Below are 20,185 nucleotides of genomic sequence, written 5' to 3'. Positions count from 1 at the left end.
CGGCGCGCCGTTCACCACGGCAACGGCACTGCTTCGCCGTTGGCGCGCTCGCCGTAGTACAGCGAAGGCAGCAGCCGCGACAGGAAACTGAACTCCGTATAGCAGTGCCTGAGCAGGCCCAGGCCGACCGCGTCGCCGGCATCGCGACGCGGATCGGCGCTATCCAGGCCGAGCACGAAGCGGCTGCGCAGCACGCAGCCAAACGGCGTATCGCGCGCCACATGCAGCATCTGCCCATCGCAGGGATCGCCCTGTACATCCAGACGCACGTGATCACTGAAGCCGATGCGCGCGGCGATCACCGCCGATACATGGCGTGCATCCTGTGCCGCCTGCAGGCGTTCGGGCACCAGCAAGGTGCGCGGGTCATGGAACTTCAGGCGCGCCGCCACCGGCGGAATGTCAGCGAGCGATTCCACCGCATGGATGCTGGCGCCGTGGTAGCTGCGCCCGCGCTGCCAGGCCGCGTCCCAGCCGCGATGCTCGACATGATCGACCGGATGCCACCAGCGGATGTGCTGGGTGGTCTCGAAGAAGGTGAACCACCAGTCCAGCATGCGGCCCTTGCAGCCGTGCAGATCGGTGCGCACCGCCACCAGCAGCGTGCCGTCTTCGCTGCGCTGGATGCCGGTTTCCAGATGCATCGGCGCCGGGTCCAGCAGATCGTGGTGGTCCAGCCAGGGGCGAGCGTTCACAGCGGTATCCATGGGGGTCTTCTACAGGTTGGGAGACCCGACAATACGGAAACGTATACCGTTTCGCAATTAACCGGATGCGGTAAGATGGGCGCAATGAACAGCACCACCCTGCCCGCGACCACATCACCGACCCGCCGCCGTGGCCGCCCTGCGCGACCGGAAGCCGAAGTCCGCCACGCGGTGCTGCAGGCCACGCTGGAGCTGCTGCTGGCACAGGGTTACGAGGCCACCACCATCGAAGCGGTGGCGGCGCATGCCGGGGTAGCGAAGAAAACCGTGTACCGCCATGCCAGCAACCGCGAGGAACTGGTCGGGTTGGCGGTGCGCGAGTGGACCGACGGCTTCGCGCCACAGCTGCAGCGTGATGCGCGCAATGCCCAAGAGGTCGTGCCGTTGCTGCAGGACATCCTGCACGCGGTGTGCACGCAGGCGCTATCGGCGCAGGCGGTGCAGGTGTTTCGCCTGCTGGCCACCGATTTCCCCGGCAAGGACGCGCTGCTGCAGGCCTACCTCGACAACGGCATCGAACGCGGCCGTGCGCTGCTGGCCGACTGGCTGGCACGTCAGCAGCAGCGTGGACTGCTGCGCGAGGGAGATTCCGCATGCATGGCGCGGCTGATCCTGGCGATGGCCGTGGCCGAGCCGCTGCGTGAACGTGTGATCGGCGTGGTGGCCGAGGATGCGCCGGTGGAGATGCATCTGCGTGAGTGCGTGGCGTTGTTGGCGCCGGTGTTGCAAGGGCCGTAGCGTGGTGCCATCCACGCATGGCGTGGATCTACCGGCCGATGTCGATTCGTTGGTCGGCAATGGCCTGCCCCGGTGGGTGCCGACCGTTGGTCGGCACCACGTCATCCATCGCGACTCACTCGCGCAACATATCCACGAACGCACGCAGCGCGCCCGGCATCTGCCGCTGCTTCGGGTAGTACAGCGCGAAGCCAGCAAACGGCTCGCTCCAGTCTTCCAGCACCGCCACCATCTGCCCCGATTCGATGTACGACCTTGCCGTGTCTTCCAGCACGTACGCCAGGCCGATGCCATCCAGAACGGCGCGCACGATCGTGCCCTGCTCGCACAGGGTCAACCGCCCGGGCACGTCGATCTCCAGCGCCTGCCCATCGCGCTCGAACTGCCACTTGTACAGGTGCCCACTGGCGAAGCGGAAGCGGATGCATTCGTGCGCGGCCAGGTCGCGCGGATGCTGCGGTGCCGGCCGACGCCGCAGGTAGTCCGGCGAGCCGACGATCAGCCCGCGCAGTGGCGGCCCCATCGGCACCGCCACCATGTCCTCCGGCACGAACTCATGCAGGCGCACGCCGGCGTCGTAGCCCTCGGCGACGATGTCGACCAGGCCGTCATTTTCGGTCAGCTCCACCCGCACGTCGGGATGGGCGTGCAGGAAGCGCGCCAGCCTCGGCCCCAACTGGGTCGGTACCGCCGCGCGGGTGGCGTTGATGCGCAGCAGGCCGGCCGGGGCTGCGCGGAAGTGGTTCATTTCTTCCAGTGCGTCGTGCACCTGCCCCAACGCCGGCTGCAGGCGCTCCAGCAGGCGCTGCCCGGCCTCGGTCAGGGCCACGCTGCGGGTGGTGCGATGGAACAGGCCCACGCCCAGCCGTTCTTCCAGCGCGCGGATCGCATAGCTCACCGCCGAGGTCGACAATGCCAGTTCGGCACCGGCGCGGCGGAAGCTGCGGTGGCGGGCGACTGCGGCAAACGCGGCCAGATGGGTCAGGTTGTCAGTGGCCATTGTGCAGTTTCACTTGATGAATCATGCCGATATCCGCGCTTCTTGCTGCTGGTTGCGGGGCGTATTGTAAAACGCATTTCGATAAACCCTGCCAAGGATTCCCCATGTCCCTCGCCCGTGGTTACGCCGCCCATTCCCATACCGACCCGCTGGTCCCGTACGAGTTCGAACGCCGCGCGGTCGGCCCGGACGACGTGCGCATCGAGATCCTCTACAGCGGCATCTGCCATTCCGACCTGCACCAGGCCCGCGATGACTGGGGTGGCTCGATCTACCCGATGGTGCCGGGCCACGAGATCATCGGCCGGGTGACCGAAGTCGGCAGCAACGTCACCCGCTTCAAGGTTGGCGACCACGCCGGCGTCGGCTGCATGGTCGACTCGTGCCGCCACTGCGACGCCTGTGAGCACGATCTGGAGCAATATTGCGCCGAAGGCGCGACCTGGACCTACAACGGCCGTGAACGCGAAACCGGCGCGCCGACCTACGGCGGCTATTCCGACCACGTGGTGGTCGAGCAGCGCTTCGTGGTGAAGGTGTCCGACACCCTCGACCTGAAGGCGGCCGCCCCGCTGTTGTGCGCCGGCATCACCACCTGGTCGCCGCTACGCCACTGGAAGGTCGGCCCGGGGCAGAAGGTGGGCGTGATCGGTCTCGGTGGCCTTGGCCACATGGGCGTGAAGTTCGCCAAGGCACTGGGCGCGCACGTCGTGATGATCACCACCACGCCGGAAAAGGGTGCCGATGCCAAGCGCCTGGGCGCCGATGAGGTACTGGTCTCGCGCGATGCCGCGCAGATGAAGGCGCACGCCGGCAGCTTCGACTTCCTGCTCAACACCATCCCGGTCGGCCATGACACCAACCCGTACATGGGCCTGCTCAAGCGCGAGGCCACCATGTGCCTGGTCGGCGTGCTGACCGAACTGGACCCGCCGCTGACCGGCGGCAGCGTGATCTTCGGCCGCAAGCACCTGACCGGCTCGGCAATCGGCGGCATGGCCGAAACCCAGGAAATGATGGACTTCTGTGCCGAGCACGGCATCGTCAGCGACGTCGAGATCATCGACATCAAGAACGTCAACGAAGCCTGGGAACGCATGGCGAAGAACGATGTGCGCTACCGCTTCGTGATCGACATGGCGACGATGCAGAACGCCGCCTGATCCAGGGCAGATGCGAAAAAGAAAAACCCCGGCAATGCCGGGGTTTTTCTTCTGGTAGTGCCGGCCGCTGGCCGGCAACCCCATACATCTGCCGGCCAGCGGCCGACACTACCGCAATCCACTCAGTACGCGAACTCGCGGAACACCGGATCGACGTCGCCGTGCCAGCGGCCATGGAACAGCGCCAGCTTGCGCTCGGCCGGGGTCAGGCCGGATTCGACGATCTCCTGCAGCACGTCCAGGAACTTGCTCTCGTCCTGGCCGTCGGCATTGCGCGCCGCACGGCGCCTGAGGCCTTCGACGGAAATCTTCACCGCTTCGCGGGCCAGGTCGCGCACCGTGCCATTGCGGAACGGCAGGTTCATCGCATGCTTCGGCACGCCGTCGCGCAGTGCATGGCGCTCGGCCAGGGTGAAATCGCGTACCAGGTCCCAGGCGGCATCCAGTGCGGTGTCGTCATACAACAGGCCCACCCAGAATGCCGGCAGCGCACACAGGCGGCTCCACGGGCCACCATCGGCACCGCGCATTTCCAGGTACTTCTTCAGGCGCACTTCCGGGAACGCGGTGGTCATGTGGTCCGACCAGTCGCGCAGCGTCGGCAGCGCACCCGGCAGCACCGGCAGCCTGGCCTGCATGAAATCGCGGAAGCTCTGCCCGCTGGCGTCGTGGTAGATGCCATCGCGGTAGGAGAAATACATCGGCACGTCGAGCAGGTAGTCGACATAGCGCTCGTAACCAAAACCATCCTCGAACACGAAGTCGAGCATGCCGGTGCGGTCGGCGTCGGTGTCGGTCCAGATGTGCGAGCGGTAGCTCAGGTAGCCGTTCGGCTTGCCTTCGGTGAACGGCGAATCGGCGAACAGCGCGGTGGCGATCGGCTGCAGCGCCAGCGACACGCGGAACTTCTTCACCATGTCCGCTTCGGTGGCGTAGTCCAGGTTCACCTGCACCGTGCAGGTGCGGGTCATCATGTCCAGGCCCAGCGAACCGACCTTGGGCATGTACGAGCGCATGATCTTGTAGCGCCCCTTCGGCATCCAGGGCATTTCATCGCGCTTCCACTTCGGCTGGAAGCCCATGCCGAGGAAACCCAGCTGCAGTTCGCCGGCCACCTGTGCCACTTCGTTGAGGTGGGTGCCGGTCTCCACGCAGGTCTGGTGGATGGTCTCCAGCGCCGCGCCGGACAGTTCCAGCTGTCCAGCCGGTTCCAGCGTCACCGAGGCACCATCGCGCAGCAGCGCGATCGTGTTGCCGTTCTCCTGCACCGGCTCCCAGCCGAAGCGGACCAGGCCGTTGAGCAGCGCTTCGATGCCGCGCTCGCCCTCGAAGGTCGGGGGGTGCAGGTCGTCCAGGCGGAACCCGAACTTCTCGTGCTCGGTGCCGATGCGCCACTGCGCGCGGGGCTTCTCGCCGGAGGCGATCACCTCCACCAGCTGCGAGCGGTCGGTAATGGGGGTATCGGCGACGTGGCTGGGGCTCGACAAGGGGAAGGCTCGCTGGACGGTGGCGGGGGATGTGGGGCTCGCGGCCTTCCATCGCAAGGGCGCACTATAGCGTGGCACCCCGTTGCGTCATGCGACGGTGACGGGTTTCAGCATCCTACCGACGCCCTCTTGACCCTCGTACACTCGGCGTCATGAACCGTCATTCGCGACACCCCGAACTGCACCGCTCCGAGCGCGTCGGCTGGTTGCGTGCCGCCGTGCTGGGGGCCAACGATGGCATCGTCTCGGTGGCCGGCCTGGTGGTCGGCGTGGCGGCCAGCGGCGCCTCCGCCACCACTATCCTTGCCACCGGCGTGGCCGGCACCGTGGCCGGCGCGATGTCGATGGCCGCCGGCGAGTATGTGTCGGTGCAGACCCAGGCCGACACCGAAGCGGCCGACCTGGCAATGGAAAAGCGCGAGCTGCGCGAAGACCCGCACAGCGAACTGGAGGAGCTGGCCGCGATCTACCGCCACCGCGGCCTGGAGCCTGCATTGGCCCGGCAGGTGGCCGAACAGCTTACCGCCCACGATGCACTGGGTGCCCACGCCCGCGATGAGCTGGGCATCACTGACACCCTGCGCGCGCGCCCGCTGCAGGCGGCGCTGGCCTCGGCCGGTGCGTTCACCTGCGGTGCGGCGCTGCCGGTGCTGACCGCCCTGCTCGCGCCGACCGACAAGGTTGCGTTGATGACCACGGCCAGCACCCTGCTCGGCCTGTGCCTGACCGGCGCGGTGGCGGCCCAGGCCGGGGGCGCACCGCCTGTACGCGGCGCGGTCCGGGTGATGTTCTGGGGCGCGCTGGCGATGGCTGCGGCGGCCGGCGTCGGTCGCCTGTTCGGTGCCCAGGTGTCATGACCGGCATGCTGCCAGCGGCCACTGCGTTACTGGCCGAGATGGCCAGCCTGGCCGGCTGCGGGCGCGCCGAGGGCTATGCCTGCATCACCGCACGCCGCGAGCATGGCGCCAGCTCGGTGGAGGTTCCGCAACCGCAGTTCGCGATCCTGCTGGAAGGCCGCAAGCAGGTACGTACCGCACACCAGTCGCTGACGTTCGTTCCCGGCGACATCCTGCTGCTGACCCAGCGGTGCCGCATCGACGTGGTCAACACCCCCGATCCCTGCAGCGGCCGCTACCTCAGTGCCATCGTGCCGCTCTGCACCGAAGTGCTGGCGGCGGCGCGTACGCTCTGGAATGAAGAGCTTCCCGCCCCCGGCCAGGCGATGGCGCGACTGCCGTTGATCGACCATGGCGCGGTGCTGCGCCAGTGGCGGCAATCGCTGCAGGACGGCCGTTACAGCGACGCGCGGCTGGCCCTGGCCTCGCTGGTGCTGACCCTGTGCCGACAGGGCCACGGCAACCTGCTGCTGCCGCAGGCGCCGAGCCTGGGCGAACAGATCCGCGACCGCATCGCCGCCGAACCGGCTCGCGACTGGCAATCACGCGATGTGGAAGAACAGTTCGCGCTGAGCGGCGCGACCCTGCGCCGTCGCCTGGCGGCCGAGGACACCAGCCTGCGCCAGCTGCTCACCGAGGCCCGGCTGGCGCATGGCATGCAGCTGCTCTACACCACCGACCTGCCGTTGAAGACCGTGGCCGCACGCGCGGGCTACCGGTCTGCGGCCAGTTTCAGCAAGCGCTTCGCCGAGCAGTACGGGCTGGCTCCCACAGATATTTGAGGGGGTTCGGCAGGGCTGCGCCCTGCACCCGCAGAGGCAACAGCAACAGCCGAAGCAACAGCAACAGCAACGGCGTGCATTCCGTGGAATGGCGGGGCACTGTGGGTTTGCGGGGACGCCGTAAACCCGTCCATGGGGGCTTGGTCGCCGCATCCATGCGGCTCACACCCCGCAAACCCACAGTGCCCCGCCTTCGACAGATTCCGGCGGCTGTTGGTAGGTGTCGACCTTGGTCGACACATCTGTCAGATATCGAAATCGATCTGGGGTCAGATCCGTTTTCCTGCGGAAAACGGATCTGACCCCGCGAGCTGACAGATCGCGGAAAACTGTCGAAGGCGGGGTGGGTCCGGTTGCGGGAGTGTCCGCGGCATGGGCCCGAGGTATACCTCGGGCGGGTTGGGCAGGATGCCCCGCCCCGGTCTTGCCGTGTGCGCAGGACAGCGCACACGAGCAAGCCGCGGCCAAGCCCCCATGGGTGAGGGCGCTTTGCTTGCGAAGCACTGCTTCGCAAGCGCCCGAACGCCCAGCCGCCAGCGACTGGGCCGGACCGCGGAGCGGGGTTTACGGCGTCTCCCGCAACCGGACCCACCCCGCCATCCCACGGATAGCCCGCTGTCGCTGTTGCTGTTGCTTCGGCCGTTGCCCTGGCTCGTAGCAGGTGCAGGGCGCAGCCCTGCAGACAACACCCCCTTCCCTGAGCATTCCGCGCAGTGGTTTGAGCGCCGTGCACACGCCGGCCACGGCACGCTGGGCACAACGGAACCGCCCGTCATCCACCGAGAACCGCCATGATCCTGCGTCCCCTGCCGCTGCGCGGCGCCCTGCTGCTGGCCCTGTCGTCCCTGCCGCTGGCTGCACTGGCCGAAGCCACCTCGCCCGCTCCCACCCAGCAGGTGCCCGGCGTCTACCACCAGCGCGTCGGTGCGCTGCAGGTCACCGCCCTGTTCGACGGCGTGGTCGCGCTGGGCCGGCAGGAAGTGGTCGACGTGCCGCCGACACTGGTCAGCCGCCTGTTGGAAGGCCGCTACGTACCGGAAGACAAGAAGGGCCTGCAGACCGCGATCAACGCCTTCCTGGTGCGCCAGGGCAACCACCTGACCCTGGTCGATACCGGCACCGCGCAGTGCTTCGGCCCCGGCCTGGGCCAGGTGCTGGGCAACCTGCGCGCCTCCGGCGTGGACCCGGCCGAGGTGGACGAGGTGCTGCTGACCCACGCCCACCCGGACCATCTGTGCGGCGTGCTCGACGCGCAGGGCAAGCCGGCCTACCCGAATGCCACGGTGTGGTTGTCCAAGGCCGATGCCGATTACTGGCTCAGCCCGGCCAGCGAGGCCACGGCGCCGAAGGGCGTGCGCTTCGCCTTCCCGCTGGCACGCAACGCGGTCGCGCCCTACCAGGCAAGCGGCCACCTGCGCACGTTCAGCCCCGGCGATGCCCTGCCCGGTGGCGCGGTGGCGATGGACACCCACGGCCATACCCCCGGCCATGTCTCCTACCGGTTCGACAGCCAGGGCCAGTCACTGCTGGTGTGGGGTGATGTGCTGCACTTCCATGCGGTGCAGTTCGCGCACCCGGAAGCGGCATTCGAGGCCGATTCGGACCGCAAGGCGGCCATCGCCAGCCGTCGCGGGCTGCTGCAGCAGGCCACCGTCAACGGTTGGTGGGTGGCCGGTGCGCACCTGCCGTTCCCGGGCCTGGGCCATGTGCGCAGCGAGGGCCAGGCCTATGCGTGGGTGCCGGCGGAGTATTCGCCGTTGTGAGGGTGTGCCGACCAAGGTCGGCACCCACCCGATCGGGTAGCGCCCAGCTGCCAGCCGGGCGACCGGCAATGCCTTATTCCAGCCCCAGCCAGCCGCCGATCACGCCGCGGGCTTCGTCCACGCCGGTGCGGTCTTCGCCGGAGAACACCTGCACGCTGACGCTGTCGCCGTAGGCCGATTGCAGTTCCTTGCGCACCTTCTGCAGGGACTGCATCTGCTGGCTGCGGCTGAGCTTGTCGGCCTTGGTCAGCAGGGCGTGCGCCGGCAGGCCGCGCTGCACGGCGTAGGACAGCATCTGCCGGTCGTAGTCCTTCAGCGGATGGCGGATGTCCATCACGACCACCAGCCCCTTCAGGGCTTCGCGGGTGCGGAAATACTTGTCGATGAAGGCCTGCCAGTGCGCCTGCAGGTCCAGCGGCACCTTGGCGTAGCCATAACCTGGCAGGTCGACCAGATGCGCTTCCGGGGTGACCTGGAAGAACACCAGCTGCTGGGTACGGCCAGGGGTCTTGGAGACACGGGCCAGGGCGTTCTGGCGGGTCAGCGCGTTGAGCGCACTGGACTTGCCGGCGTTGGAGCGGCCGGCGAAGGCCACTTCGGCCCCTTCGTCGGGCGGCAGTTGCCGCACGTTGTGGGCCGAAAGGTGGTAACGGGCGCGTTCGATGAGCAATGACATGTGCCTAGGATCGCATGTTGCGGCGCCGCGCGCCCGTGCCGGCGGCCGCTGCGGCCATTTTGCTGCACTGCTGCGTTGACCGTGCGCGGAAACGGCGTTGATAATCCGGGCGATGCCGGCGGCCACCGTCCGGCCCGGTCCATACGGAGCTTCAGCATGCGCCACGCTCGCGTTCTTGCCGTATCCGCCCTTGCCACTGCTGTAGTCGTTGCCGCTGCTGCGTTCGCGCAGACCACGTTGACCCCGCTGCCCGACAACGGGCCGATCAATACCGCCTCGCTGGAGGTGGACTTCAGCAAGACCCACTGGGGCGATGCCAAGGCCGGCCAGACCAAGGCGACGGCCTGTGCGGCCTGCCATGGCGCCGACGGCAATTCCACGGTGGAGATGTATCCGTCCATCGCTGGCCAGAGCGAACGCTACGTGGCCCAGCAGATGGCCCTGATCGCCAATGGCCAGCGCAGTTCCGGCGCCGCGGTGGCGATGGTGCCGTTCGTGCAGAACCTCACCCCGCAGGACATGCGCGATATCGGCGCCTACTTCGCCACGCAGAAGGCCAACGCGGGCATCGCCGATGACACGGCGGTCACCGATGGCCCCTACAAGGGCATGAAGTTCTACGAGATCGGCCAGCAGCTCTACCGCGGTGGCGATGCCAAGCGTGGGCTGCCGGCCTGCATGGCCTGCCACGGCCCCAGCGGTGCCGGCAATCCCGGCCCGGCCTATCCGCACCTGGGTGGGCAGCACGCCAGCTATGTCGCGCGCCGCCTGCAGGAGTACCAGGCCGGCCAGACCAACGAGACCGACAAGGCGCACTTCCAGATCATGGCCACGGTCGCGCAGAAGCTCAGCGAGCAGGAGGTGCAGGCGCTGTCGAGCTACCTGCAGGGCCTGCACAACAAGGCCGACGATGTGGCCGCTGCGGCCACGCCGACGCAACCGGCTGCCGCCCCCTGACCACCACTGGTCGGCCCGGGCCGCGACGCCGGCCCACGGCTGCGGTATGTTTCCTTCACGCCGGCGACCGCGCCGGCGTTGCTTTTTTCAACGGAGATGCGTGTCGATGAGGTTGATTTCCCGCCTGCTGTTGTCCGTGCTGGTGCTGCTGCCGCTGGCAGCCTGCGCCGCCACCCCCGCCAATGCCCCGCTGGTCGAGGGCAAAGACTACGAGCGCATCGCCCAGCCAGGCCCGTTCCAGCCGCTGGCCGGCAAGATCGAAGTGGTCGAGGTCTTCGGCTATACCTGCCCGCACTGCGCCCATTTCGAACCGCAGCTGGAAGCCTGGGCGGCCAAGCTGCCGGCCGACGTGCGTTTCACCCCGGTGCCGGCGGCCTTCGGTGGCGCCTGGGATGCCTGGGCACTGGCCTACTACGCCGCCGACGAAGTCGGCGTGGCCAAGCGCAGCCACGCTGCCGTGTTCAAGGCCCTGCACGAGCAGGGATCGCTGCCGATGCAGAACGTCTCGGCCGATGAGCTCGCCACGTTCTACAACGCCTACGGCGTGACCCCGGACCGCTACCTCCAGGCCCTGCGCGGCGATGCCGTGCAGAAGAAGGTCGAGGCCGCGCGCGCGTTCGCCCAGCGCACCAAGATCCCGGGCACCCCGGCCATCATCATCAACGGCCAGTACCTGGTGCGGGGCAACAGCTTCGACGACCAGCTGCGCATCGCCTCGGCGCTGATCGCGCAGGCCCGCGCCGCCCGCGGCCGCTGAACCAACGCCCACCCTCGACACGGCGCTGTCGCCGCCGCATGTCATCATTTCCCCCTGGCTGGCGCCTGGCGCCGGCCCCCACCTTTCCAGATGCTGGAGACGTTTCCATGAAGATCCGTTACGCCCTCGCCCTCGCAGCGCTGCTGCCGATCCTGGCCGCCTGCAAGGCCGACGACGGCAGCACCAACACCACCGCAGCCCCGGCCGAACCGGCAGCAACCCCGGCAGCCACCACCGAACCGGCTGCTGCGCCGGCGGCGGGCAGCGAAGGCGCCGCGCCAGCTGCCGCTGAAGGCGAGAAGGCCCCGGCCGAAGCGGCTCCGGCCGCCGCGGCGGCCCCGACCACCGCCGCGCTGACTGGCCCGGCCCCGGTGGAAGGCGCCGACTACCAGGTGATCCCGAACGGCCAGCCGTTCCAGCCGGCTGCCGGCAAGATCGAAGTGACCGAGATCTTCGGCTACGTCTGCCCGGCCTGCGCCGCATTCCAGCCGCTGGTCGGCCCGTGGAAGGCCGGCCTGCCCAGCGACGTGAACTTCGTCTACGTGCCGGCCATGTTCGGCGGCACCTGGGATGACTACGCCCGTGCCTTCTACGCCGCGCAGACCCTGGGCGTGCAGGAAAAGACCCACGAAGCGCTGTACGCCGCCATCCACTCGCAGAAGACCCTGAAGGGCGAGCGCGGCCGTGACTCGGTGGAAGACATCGCCAAGTTCTACGCCGCCTATGGCGTGGATCCGAAGCAGTTCGCCGCCACCATGGGCAGCTTCGCGGTGAACGCCAAGACCAACTCGGCCAAGCAGTTCGCCCAGCGCAGCCAGATCAGCGGCACCCCGTCGATCATCGTCAACGGCAAGTACCTGGTGAAGGGCAAGAGCTTCCCGGACATGCTGCGCATCGCCGACCACCTGATCGCCCGCGAACGCGGTGCGGCCCAGGCTCACTGATCCAAGAGAAGCATTTCCCGGCCGTGAATTCCCCCCGTACACGGACCCTGCGCTTGCTGACGGCCAACATCCAGGCCGGCTCAAGTACCCGCCGCTACAGCGACTATGTGACCCGCAGCTGGTCACATGCGCTGCCGGCGGGGCGCAAGCGCAGCAGCCTGGACGCGATCGCCACCCTGGCGCGCGACCATGACATCGTCGGCCTGCAGGAGGCCGACCCGGGCAGCCTGCGCTCGGGCTTCACCAACCAGACCCACTACCTGGCCCAGCGCGCCGGCTTCAACTACTGGAGCCACCAGCCGAACCGGCGCATGGGCGGCGTGGCATCCAGTGCCAATGGCCTGCTGAGCAAGCTGGAACCGGTGGAAGTGCAGGACCATGCCCTGCCCGGCCGCATCGGCGGGCGCGGCGTGCTGCTGGCCAAGTTCGGCGATGGTACCGATGGCCTGGCGGTGGCGGTGGCGCATCTGTCACTGGGCGCGGGCTCGCGGATGTCGCAGCTGGGCTTCATCGCCGAGCTGCTGTCCGACCACCCCAACGCGGTGCTGATGGGCGACTTCAACTGCCTGGCCGAACGCCCGGAAATGCAGGTGCTGTACCAGAAGACCCGGCTGCAGCCCCCGGGCTGCATCGTGCCGACCTTCCCCAGCTGGCGCCCCGACCGCGCCATCGACCACATCCTGGTCAGCAGTGGCCTGCAGACTCGTACCGTGGAAGCCGTACCAGCCGCGTTCTCCGATCACCTCGCCCTGGCGATGCAGATCGACGTCCCGGCCGACGCCCTGCGCTGACCCCAAAAAGGGGACGGAGGGGATTAAGTCGTTTATGCATAAACGACTTAATCCCCTCCGTCCCCTTTTTCAGGCGGCGGCCGGTACCTTCAATCGCCGCGCGGTCGTCGTGCTGCCCACCGAGGCCAGCACCGTGCAGCCGATCGCCAGCCACTGCAGCCCATGCAGGTGCTCGTGCAGCAGAAGCATGGCCCACAGCGCGGCCACCGCCGGTTCCATGCTGATCAGGATGCCGAAGGTCTCCTTCGGCAGGCGCTTGAGCGCCATCATCTCCAGTGACATCGGGATCGCGCTGGACACCAGCGCCACCAGCAGCCCGGCGGCCAGGATCTTCGGGTCGAGCAGCGCGGCACCGGCATGCGCCACGCCCACCGGCACCACCACCAGGGATGCCGCCAGCAGCCCCAGCGACACCGAATGCCCGGCATGCAGGTGGCCGGCACGCTTGCCGAACACGATGTACAGGCCCCAGCACGCCGCAGCCCCCATCGCATACAGCACGCCAGCGGGATCCAGCGCCGGACCACCGCCGATCGGCAGCAGCAACAGCAGCCCCACCGCTGCACAGCCCACCCAGAGGAAATCGATCGGCCGTCGCGACGACAGCATGGCCACCGTCAGCGGCCCGGTGAATTCGATGGCCACCGCGATGCCGAACGGAATCGTGCGCAGGGCCATGTAGAACAGCAGGTTCATCAGGCCCAGGGTGAGCCCGTAGCGCAGGATGGTGATCGCATCCGGGCGGCTGGTCTTCCAGCGCCACGGCCGCCAGAACAGCAGCAACAACAGCGCCGAGAAGCCCACGCGCAGCGCGCTGGTGCCCTGCGCGCCGATCAGCGGGAACAGGTGTTTTGCGTAGGAGGTGCCGATGGCCAGCGAGGTGACCGAGCCGAGCACCGCCAGCGCCGGCAACATCGGCGCGAGTCGTGGGGTCTGCATGGGCAAAGTCTATTGCGCCAGCGCCGAGCACTTGGCTCAATTGACGGCCCGTTCGTGCAACTTCTGCTCGCCATGGCCACCGCCCCCGTGCTCGACAGCTTCGACCGCGCCATCCTCGACCTGCTGCAGCGGGACAACACCCTGCCGCAGCGCGAAATCGCCGAGGCCGTGCACCTGTCCACGCCGGCCGTGCAGCGCCGCATCAAGCGCCTGCAGGACAGCGGCGTGATCGCGGCCAATGTGGCGGTGATCGCCGCCGCCCAGGTCGGGCGGCCACTGACCATCATCGTCGAAGTGCGCGTGGTCAGCGAGCAACGTGATCACGTGGCGCCGTTCAAGCGCCGCGTGCAGGACGACCCGGCGGTGCAGCAGTGCTACTCGATCACCGGCGATGGCGATTTCCTGCTGCTGGTCTCGGCCGCGTCAATGGAAGAGTACGAGGCCATTACCGAGCGGTTGTTCGGCGGCGATGACAACATCGAGCGCTTCCGTACGTCGGTCGCGCTGGGGACGTTGAAGCGCAGTTTCGAAGTGCCGCTGGCCCCGGTTCTGTAGCGCTGAGCCATGCTCGACTGCGCTTTGACCGCACAGCAACAGCCGCCGAGGATGGCTCGGCGCTACAGTCGGAGACCATGGACACATCGCCCTCCCCCGCCCGTCGCCTGCGCCGCTGGTTGCTGCGCGGCCTGTGGCTGGCCATCGCCCTCATTGCCGCGATGGCGCTGTGGAACAGCCCATGGGCCGCTGCGCCGAAGCTGCTGTGGACACTCTCTCGTATGCCGCCGGCCACGCAACTGGCGGTGCCGGTGGACGGCGTGCGGCCACGCCAGATCGCCGACACCTTCGGCGCACCACGTGGCCGTTACCGCTCCCACGCCGGCATCGACATCTTCGCCAAGCGCGGCACCGCGGTGCGCAGCGTCACTGCCGGCGTCATCGCGGACGTCAGCGAGCGCGGCCTCGGTGGCCGCCAGGTCTGGGTGATCGGGCCCGGGCGCGAACGTTACTACTACGCCCATCTGGACGACTGGGCCGAAGGCCTGGCGCGCGGCAAGGTGGTCCAGGCCGGCGACCTGCTAGGGCATGTAGGCGACAGCGGCAATGCCAAGGGCACGCCGCCCCACCTGCACTGGGGCATCTACGGCGCCGATGGCGCGCGCGATCCGCTGCCGCTGCTGCGCTGAACCCCATGCGCTGCGTCGCGGCCCGCGTGAGTGCCTACCTCGTTCATGATTTGTAAATAGGAATAGTTCGTATTACCATTTTTTTCGTTTCCGGTGGTGCCAGGACGGCCTGCCCGCCCGTTTCCCACCCGTAGCGCCTCGCCTTCTGGATGCCGGCCGAGCGCGCGTGCTCGTCCAGGACCCCCATGACCCGTTCCGCCTTCCGTATCCCGCAGCCGCAGCGGCTGTCCGTTGCCGTACTCGTTGCACTCTGCGCCCTGGCCCCGGCCGCCTTCGCCGACACCGCCGCCGACCCGACCACGCTGGACAAGGTCGTGGTCAAGGGCGAACGCGCCGAAGGCTATTCGGTGCGCCGCACCTCGGCCGGTACCCGCTTCGACCTGGCACCGCGCGAGATCCCGCAGTCGGTCAGCATCATCAGCCACCAGCGCATCGAAGATCAGAAGCTCGACGACATCATCGACGTGCTGGCCAACACCACCGGCGTGACCAGCACCCAGTCCGACAGCGAGCGCACCGAGTTCTACGCGCGTGGGTTCTACATCGACGCCTACCAGTTCGACGGCCTGCCGACGCAGATGGTGCAGAACTGGAGCTACGGTGATTCCGGCCTGGATCTGGCGCTGTACGACCGCGTGGAAGTGGTGCGCGGCGCCACCGGCCTGCTCAGCGGCGCCGGCAACCCGTCCGCTTCGGTGAACCTGGTGCGCAAGCATGCCGACAGCGCCGAGCTGACCGGCAGCGTGTCGGTGAACGTCGGCAGCTGGGGCCGCACCCGCACCACGGTGGATGTGGGCAGCGCGCTCAACGCCAGCGGCAGCGTGCGCGGGCGCGTGATCGGCAGCTATCTGGATACCGACGGCCAGATGGACCGCTACAACCAGCGCAAGACGCTGGGCTACGCCGTCATCGATGCCGACCTGACCCCGGACACCCAGCTGAGCGTGGGCTACGACTACCAGCAGAAGCGCGCCAATGGTGCGACCTGGGGCGGCTTCCCGATGTGGTACGCCGATGGCAGCCCGACCAACTACCCGACCTCGTTCAATCCGTCGCCGGACTGGACCTACTGGGACACCACCAGCAAGCGCGCGTTTGCCACCCTGCAGCACGCCTTCAGCAACGGCTGGAAGTTCAGGATCGGCGCCACCCACGACCGCACCAACGCCGACGACAAGCTGTTCTATCCGTCCTACACCGCGTTCGACAAGGCCACCGGCACCGGCGTCACGCCGATGGCCGGCTTCTACAACACCGAGCGCAAGGTCGATGGCATCGATGGCTACATCGACGGCCCGTTCCAGCTGTTCGGCCGCGAGCACCAGTTCATGGCCGGCCTGAGCTACAACAAGCGCGAATTCGCCAACTACGGTGACTTCCAGATGGGTGGCCCCGGCACCGGCTGGAATCCCTTCAGCTCCTATCTCGACTGGACCGGCAACATCGCCCAGCCGAACTGGAACCCGCTGGCGCTGGCCAGCCAGGGCACCATCACCCAGAAGGCCGGCTATGCCGCCACCCGTCTGTCGCTGGCTGATCCGCTGAAGCTGATCCTCGGTGCGCGCTACACCAACTGGAAGAGCGAAGGCGAGAACGACGACCGCGAACACAAGGTGACCACCCCGTACGCCGGCCTGGTGTATGACATCAACGATACCTACTCCGCGTACGCCAGCTACACCGAGATCTTCCAGCCGCAGACCGCACGTGACCGCAACGACCGTTATCTCGACCCGGTCGACGGCAAGAGCTACGAGGTGGGCGTCAAGGGTGCCTGGTTCGACAACCGGCTGAACGCCTCGCTGGCGGTGTTCCGCATCGAGCAGGACAACGTCGCCCAGGTCACCAGCGAGCCGATCATCGGCCGTCCGGGTGAGTTCGCCTCGATCGCCGCACGCGGCACCGTCAGCCGCGGCTTCGAGTTCGAGCTGAACGGCGAACTCGCCCCGGGCTGGAATGCGACCTTCGGTGCGTCGCGCTATGTGGCCAAGGACATCAACGGCGCCGACATCAACACCAACCTGCCGCAGACCGCATTGAAGCTGTTCACCAGCTACACCCCGCAGTCGCTGCAGGCACTGACCGTCGGCGGCGGCGCCAACTGGCAGAACCGCATCTACTACCCGGTGCCGGCCTACGGCCGCATCGAACAGAGCGGCTACGCACTGGTCAGCGCCTTCGTGCGTTACCGCATCTCGCCGGAGTTCAGCGTGCAGGCCAACCTCAACAACCTGCAGGACAAGAAGTACCTGTCGCAGATCAACGGCTACGGTGCCTACGGCGATGGCCGCAATGGCTCGCTGACGTTCACCTGGGCGTTCTGATCAGACGCGGGGTTCGCACGCCCCGCACCTGTAGAGCCGAGCCCATGCTCGGCTCAGAGAATCAGCCGAGCGCGGGCTCGGCTCTACACCCGCAAGGCAGCGCCGGAACTGACCGGCGCTGCCACCGTCACATCAGAAGCGCAGGTCCGCGCGCAGGTACCAGTAACGGCCACGCGGGATGTCGTAGGTCGAAGCGTCGTAGCCGTTCAACGAGCACGACAGGCAGATCGGCGGATCCTTGTCGAACACGTTGTTCAGGCCCGCGGTCAGCTGCAGCCCCTTCATCCAGTCGATCTTGTAGCCCACCTGCATGTCGTGGAAGGTGGTGGCCGACAGCGTGTTGGTGCCCGCAGCCTGGTTGCTGCACACCGGGAAGGCCGCCGCATCGCCGCAGTTCTCGGTCAGCTCGGAGATGTGGCGCACCGTCCAGTTGGCACTCCAGCGATCCATCGTCCAGCCGAGGCTGGCATTGCTGGTCCACTCCGGGATCGAGCTGTCGGCCACTTCCACGCCCGGCTTCTGCGGCTGCTTCTGCCCGGCCGCGCCAGTGGCCTCGTAACGGCCGACGAAGGTGTTCTTCCACCCCACCTTGAACTGGCCGATGGAGGTCTGCGGCAGCGTCCAGAACAGATCCACGTCCCAACCGTCGGTCTTGATCGAACCCAGGTTGGTCAGGCGGTTGTTGAAGCTGCTGACCGCACCGGTGCTGGCACGGGTGATGCCGTTGCAGTAGATCGGGTCCAGTGTATCCACGCACAGGTCCAGCTGGGTCTGCGCGTTGATGGCCTGGATCGCACCATCGATGGCATGGCGGTAGAAAGTGACTTCCACATCGAAGCGCTCCGACCACGAGGCGTTGTTGCCGAACCACGGGCTCCACACGAAGCCGGCGCTGAAGCTGCGCGAGCGTTCCGGGTCCAGCTCGCGGTTGCCGCCGGTGGTCACCGAGATCTGCGAGTTGGCCTGCTGGAAGCCGGCCGGGACGCCCAGTGCAGCACAGTTGGCCGCGCTGCCACGCGGCGGCGTGCCGCCCAAGCCTACCGAGCACGGATCGAACAGCTGCAGGTCGGCACGTGCGGCAGAGCCGTACAGCTCACCGATGGACGGTGCGCGGAAGCCCTCGGCGTACGTGGTGCGCAGCACGAAGTCATCGGTCACCTGCCAGCGCAGGCCGTACTTGGGCGTGAACTCGCCGCCGAAGGTGGAGTAGTCCGAATAGCGGCCGGCCAGGCTCAGGTCCAGCTTCTTGCCGAACGAGGAGTCGGCGAAGATCGGCACGCTCAACTCCAGATAGGCCTCGTTGACGTCGTAGGAACCGGAGGTCGGTTGCGACGGCACGCCGTTGTAGTGGCCGATCACCGTCAGCGGATCGGGCTGGTAGGCGCCCTTGTACTTGCGGTACTCGAAGCCGGTGGCGAAGGACACCGGACCGGCCGGCAGCGAGAACAGCTCGCTGGACAGGTTGGCGGTGAACAGGCTCAGTTCGTTCTGGCTGCGGTCGCGCACCACCGGCTGGATCCACTTCAGCATGTCCGGGGTGATCGAACCGGCGCCACCGAAGATGTTCAACGGCACGCAGCCAGGCGTGGCCGCGCACACCGCGGGATCGCCCAGCGCCATGTTCACCTTGTAGATGTCATAGCTGCCGTAGTTGGTCTGCTCGGCCTTGTTCTTGCTGTACATGCCGTTGACGTCCCAGTACCAGCTGCGGTCGGCGGCATGGAAGTCACCGACCAGGCCGGTGGCGAAGTAGGTGGTGTCCACTTTCTGCTTGAACACGCGCGCACCGCCCTCCACCGGGCGACGACCGATCAGGCTCATGTTGTCGCCGGAGACGAGATCGAAGCCGAACGGGTTGTACGGGTTCAGGCGCGAGACCACGATGTTGTCGGCCAACGGATTGCCGGTGGCGCCATCGGGGCCGAAGAACAGCGGCTCGGGGCCGGCCTGGTTGGTCGACTCGCGGCGGTTGCCCAGCGCCTTGATGTACCACTGCACGTTGTCGGTGATGTCAAAGCGGAACTGGCCGAACAGGCCTTTGCGCTCCGACGGCGTAAGCACCATGTTGTATTCGGCGAAGTTGAAGCGGTCGGCGGTGGTGAAGCAGTGATAGTCATCCGTGCGGCTGCAGCCGGCACTGCCGTCGTACCGCGGATTGCTCACGCCGGTATTGGGCACGATGTTCTGCACCGCACCGGTGTTCGGGTCGGTGAACATGAAACGGCCCTGCGGAATACCACCGCTGCCGAACGCCAGGCCGGTACCGGGAATGGGGAAGCGCGACTGCTCGCGATCCTTGGCGAATACCGGGTCCTGCTTGGTCCAGCTGGCGCCCAGGAACAGGCTGAAGCGATCGCCACTCTTGCCCCAGGCCAGGTCCACGCCCTTCTGCGTGCCGTCGCCCTTGCTGTACTCGCCGTAGTTCAGCGTCACCTGCCCACCATCGAAATCGCGGCGGGTGATGATGTTGACCACGCCGGCGATGGCATCGGAGCCGTACAGCGACGAAGCACCGTCCTCCAGCACCTCGATGCGCTCGACGATGGCCAGTGGAATGGTGTTGAGGTCGGTGGCCGAGCCCACACCGGACGCCGACGATTCATTGACCCAGCGGATGCCGTCGACCAGCACCAGCACGCGCTTGGCACCCAGGTGGCGCAGATCGACCTGCGCCGAGCCGGCACCCACGCCACTGCCATCGGGCGGGAAACCGAAGTTGCCGGACGAGTTGAACTTGGCGTTGAGCGCAGAGCCGGAACCGGTGAGCTGCTGCAGCACTTCGCCGATCGAGGTCAGGCCGGTGCGTTCGATGTCGCCACGGGTCAGGGTCTGGATCGGGACCTGGCCCTCTACTTCAGCGCGCTTGATGCGGGTACCGGTGACTTCCACCGCGTCGAGGTTGGTGGTGGATTGTGCAGCGGCACCCAGGGGTGCCAAGGCCATCACGCACAGCGTGACGGCAACCGCCAACGGGCGGTGGTGCAGGTGCTTCATTCGCTCTCTCTCCAAAGGAATGTCGGGACATGGACTGCCGCGCTCCCCCCTGCATGGCGGCAGCGTCTCCTTTGTAAACAAGC

At 67.4% G+C, this 20,185-nt stretch carries 18 protein-coding genes; 12 read left to right on the top strand and 6 right to left on the bottom strand.

Annotation, left to right across the window (positions count from 1 at the left end):
- Positions 1-11: 11 nt before the first annotated feature.
- Entirely contained in the window at positions 12-707 is a 696-nt protein-coding gene (locus tag VG556_RS17270) for a DAPG hydrolase family protein (RefSeq protein ID WP_049408782.1), read from the bottom strand.
- A gap of 75 nt (positions 708-782) precedes the next feature.
- On the opposite strand from VG556_RS17270, the gene VG556_RS17265 reads away from it, so the two are divergent.
- Complete coding sequence (locus tag VG556_RS17265; protein WP_049408781.1) at positions 783-1,445, top strand: TetR/AcrR family transcriptional regulator; 663 nt, start codon at positions 783-785, stop codon at positions 1,443-1,445.
- Positions 1,446-1,560: 115 nt separating this feature from the next.
- Here the strand turns inward: VG556_RS17265 and VG556_RS17260 are convergent, their stop codons facing one another.
- Positions 1,561-2,445, bottom strand: coding sequence for a LysR family transcriptional regulator (locus tag VG556_RS17260; RefSeq protein WP_049419508.1), 885 nt, complete (start codon positions 2,443-2,445; stop codon positions 1,561-1,563).
- Between the two features lie 104 nt (positions 2,446-2,549).
- Between VG556_RS17260 and VG556_RS17255 the strand changes: the two genes are divergently transcribed.
- Positions 2,550-3,608, top strand: coding sequence for an NAD(P)-dependent alcohol dehydrogenase (locus VG556_RS17255; RefSeq protein ID WP_014648395.1), 1,059 nt, complete (start codon positions 2,550-2,552; stop codon positions 3,606-3,608).
- A 122-nt stretch (positions 3,609-3,730) separates the two neighbouring features.
- Here the strand turns inward: VG556_RS17255 and VG556_RS17250 are convergent, their stop codons facing one another.
- Complete coding sequence (locus VG556_RS17250; protein WP_100450600.1) at positions 3,731-5,095, bottom strand: glutamate--cysteine ligase; 1,365 nt, start codon at positions 5,093-5,095, stop codon at positions 3,731-3,733.
- 152 nt (positions 5,096-5,247) lie between these two features.
- On the opposite strand from VG556_RS17250, the gene VG556_RS17245 reads away from it, so the two are divergent.
- From VG556_RS17245 to VG556_RS17235, 3 genes are all read left to right on the top strand, one after another.
- Positions 5,248-5,952, top strand: coding sequence for a VIT1/CCC1 transporter family protein (locus tag VG556_RS17245; RefSeq protein WP_014648397.1), 705 nt, complete (start codon positions 5,248-5,250; stop codon positions 5,950-5,952).
- Complete coding sequence (locus VG556_RS17240; protein WP_069117884.1) at positions 5,949-6,773, top strand: helix-turn-helix transcriptional regulator; 825 nt, start codon at positions 5,949-5,951, stop codon at positions 6,771-6,773. Before VG556_RS17245 ends, VG556_RS17240 begins: the two co-directional genes overlap by 4 nt.
- Positions 6,774-7,564: 791 nt before the next feature.
- Positions 7,565-8,536 carry an MBL fold metallo-hydrolase gene (locus tag VG556_RS17235; RefSeq protein WP_075076104.1) on the top strand — a complete coding sequence of 324 codons (972 nt, stop codon included), beginning with the start codon at positions 7,565-7,567 and terminating at the stop codon, positions 8,534-8,536.
- A gap of 73 nt (positions 8,537-8,609) precedes the next feature.
- On the opposite strand, the gene yihA is transcribed toward VG556_RS17235, so the two are convergent.
- Entirely contained in the window at positions 8,610-9,212 is a 603-nt protein-coding gene (gene yihA, locus VG556_RS17230; protein ID WP_005411022.1) for a ribosome biogenesis GTP-binding protein YihA/YsxC, read from the bottom strand.
- 156 nt (positions 9,213-9,368) lie between these two features.
- Between yihA and VG556_RS17225 the strand changes: the two genes are divergently transcribed.
- The 4 genes from VG556_RS17225 to VG556_RS17210 all read left to right on the top strand — a co-directional run bounded on the left by VG556_RS17225 (position 9,369) and on the right by VG556_RS17210 (position 12,661).
- Positions 9,369-10,169 (top strand): c-type cytochrome, encoded by an 801-nt coding sequence (locus VG556_RS17225; protein WP_014648400.1) that lies wholly within the window; start codon positions 9,369-9,371, stop codon positions 10,167-10,169.
- 106 nt (positions 10,170-10,275) lie between these two features.
- Entirely contained in the window at positions 10,276-10,926 is a 651-nt protein-coding gene (locus tag VG556_RS17220; protein WP_100450601.1) for a thiol:disulfide interchange protein DsbA/DsbL, read from the top strand.
- 107 nt (positions 10,927-11,033) lie between these two features.
- On the top strand, positions 11,034-11,870 hold the full coding sequence (locus VG556_RS17215) for a thiol:disulfide interchange protein DsbA/DsbL (RefSeq protein WP_100450602.1): 837 nt from the start codon (positions 11,034-11,036) through the stop codon (positions 11,868-11,870).
- Positions 11,871-11,923: 53 nt separating this feature from the next.
- Entirely contained in the window at positions 11,924-12,661 is a 738-nt protein-coding gene (locus VG556_RS17210; RefSeq protein WP_021202520.1) for an endonuclease/exonuclease/phosphatase family protein, read from the top strand.
- 69 nt (positions 12,662-12,730) lie between these two features.
- Here the strand turns inward: VG556_RS17210 and VG556_RS17205 are convergent, their stop codons facing one another.
- Positions 12,731-13,600, bottom strand: a complete 870-nt coding sequence (locus tag VG556_RS17205) for an EamA family transporter (RefSeq protein ID WP_100450603.1) — start codon at positions 13,598-13,600, stop codon at positions 12,731-12,733.
- Positions 13,601-13,672: 72 nt separating this feature from the next.
- On the opposite strand from VG556_RS17205, the gene VG556_RS17200 reads away from it, so the two are divergent.
- From VG556_RS17200 to fhuE, 3 genes are all read left to right on the top strand, one after another.
- A complete protein-coding gene (locus tag VG556_RS17200; RefSeq protein ID WP_100450604.1) occupies positions 13,673-14,155 on the top strand; it encodes an Lrp/AsnC family transcriptional regulator in 483 nt (160 codons plus the stop codon).
- A gap of 77 nt (positions 14,156-14,232) precedes the next feature.
- Positions 14,233-14,784 carry a M23 family metallopeptidase gene (locus tag VG556_RS17195; protein WP_100450605.1) on the top strand — a complete coding sequence of 184 codons (552 nt, stop codon included), beginning with the start codon at positions 14,233-14,235 and terminating at the stop codon, positions 14,782-14,784.
- Positions 14,785-14,969: 185 nt separating this feature from the next.
- Entirely contained in the window at positions 14,970-17,108 is a 2,139-nt protein-coding gene (fhuE, locus tag VG556_RS17190; protein WP_100450606.1) for a ferric-rhodotorulic acid/ferric-coprogen receptor FhuE, read from the top strand.
- Positions 17,109-17,240: 132 nt separating this feature from the next.
- Here the strand turns inward: fhuE and VG556_RS17185 are convergent, their stop codons facing one another.
- The gene (locus VG556_RS17185; protein ID WP_100450607.1) at positions 17,241-20,102 is read right to left on the bottom strand and encodes a TonB-dependent receptor plug domain-containing protein; all 2,862 of its coding nucleotides are present in this window, start codon (positions 20,100-20,102) and stop codon (positions 17,241-17,243) included.
- Between the last annotated feature and the right edge of the window lie 83 nt (positions 20,103-20,185).

It is taken from the genome of Stenotrophomonas sp. CASM106 (genome assembly GCF_049384825.1).
Lineage (GTDB): Bacteria > Pseudomonadota > Gammaproteobacteria > Xanthomonadales > Xanthomonadaceae > Stenotrophomonas > Stenotrophomonas muris.
This window is presented reverse-complemented; position numbering and strand designations above follow the sequence as displayed.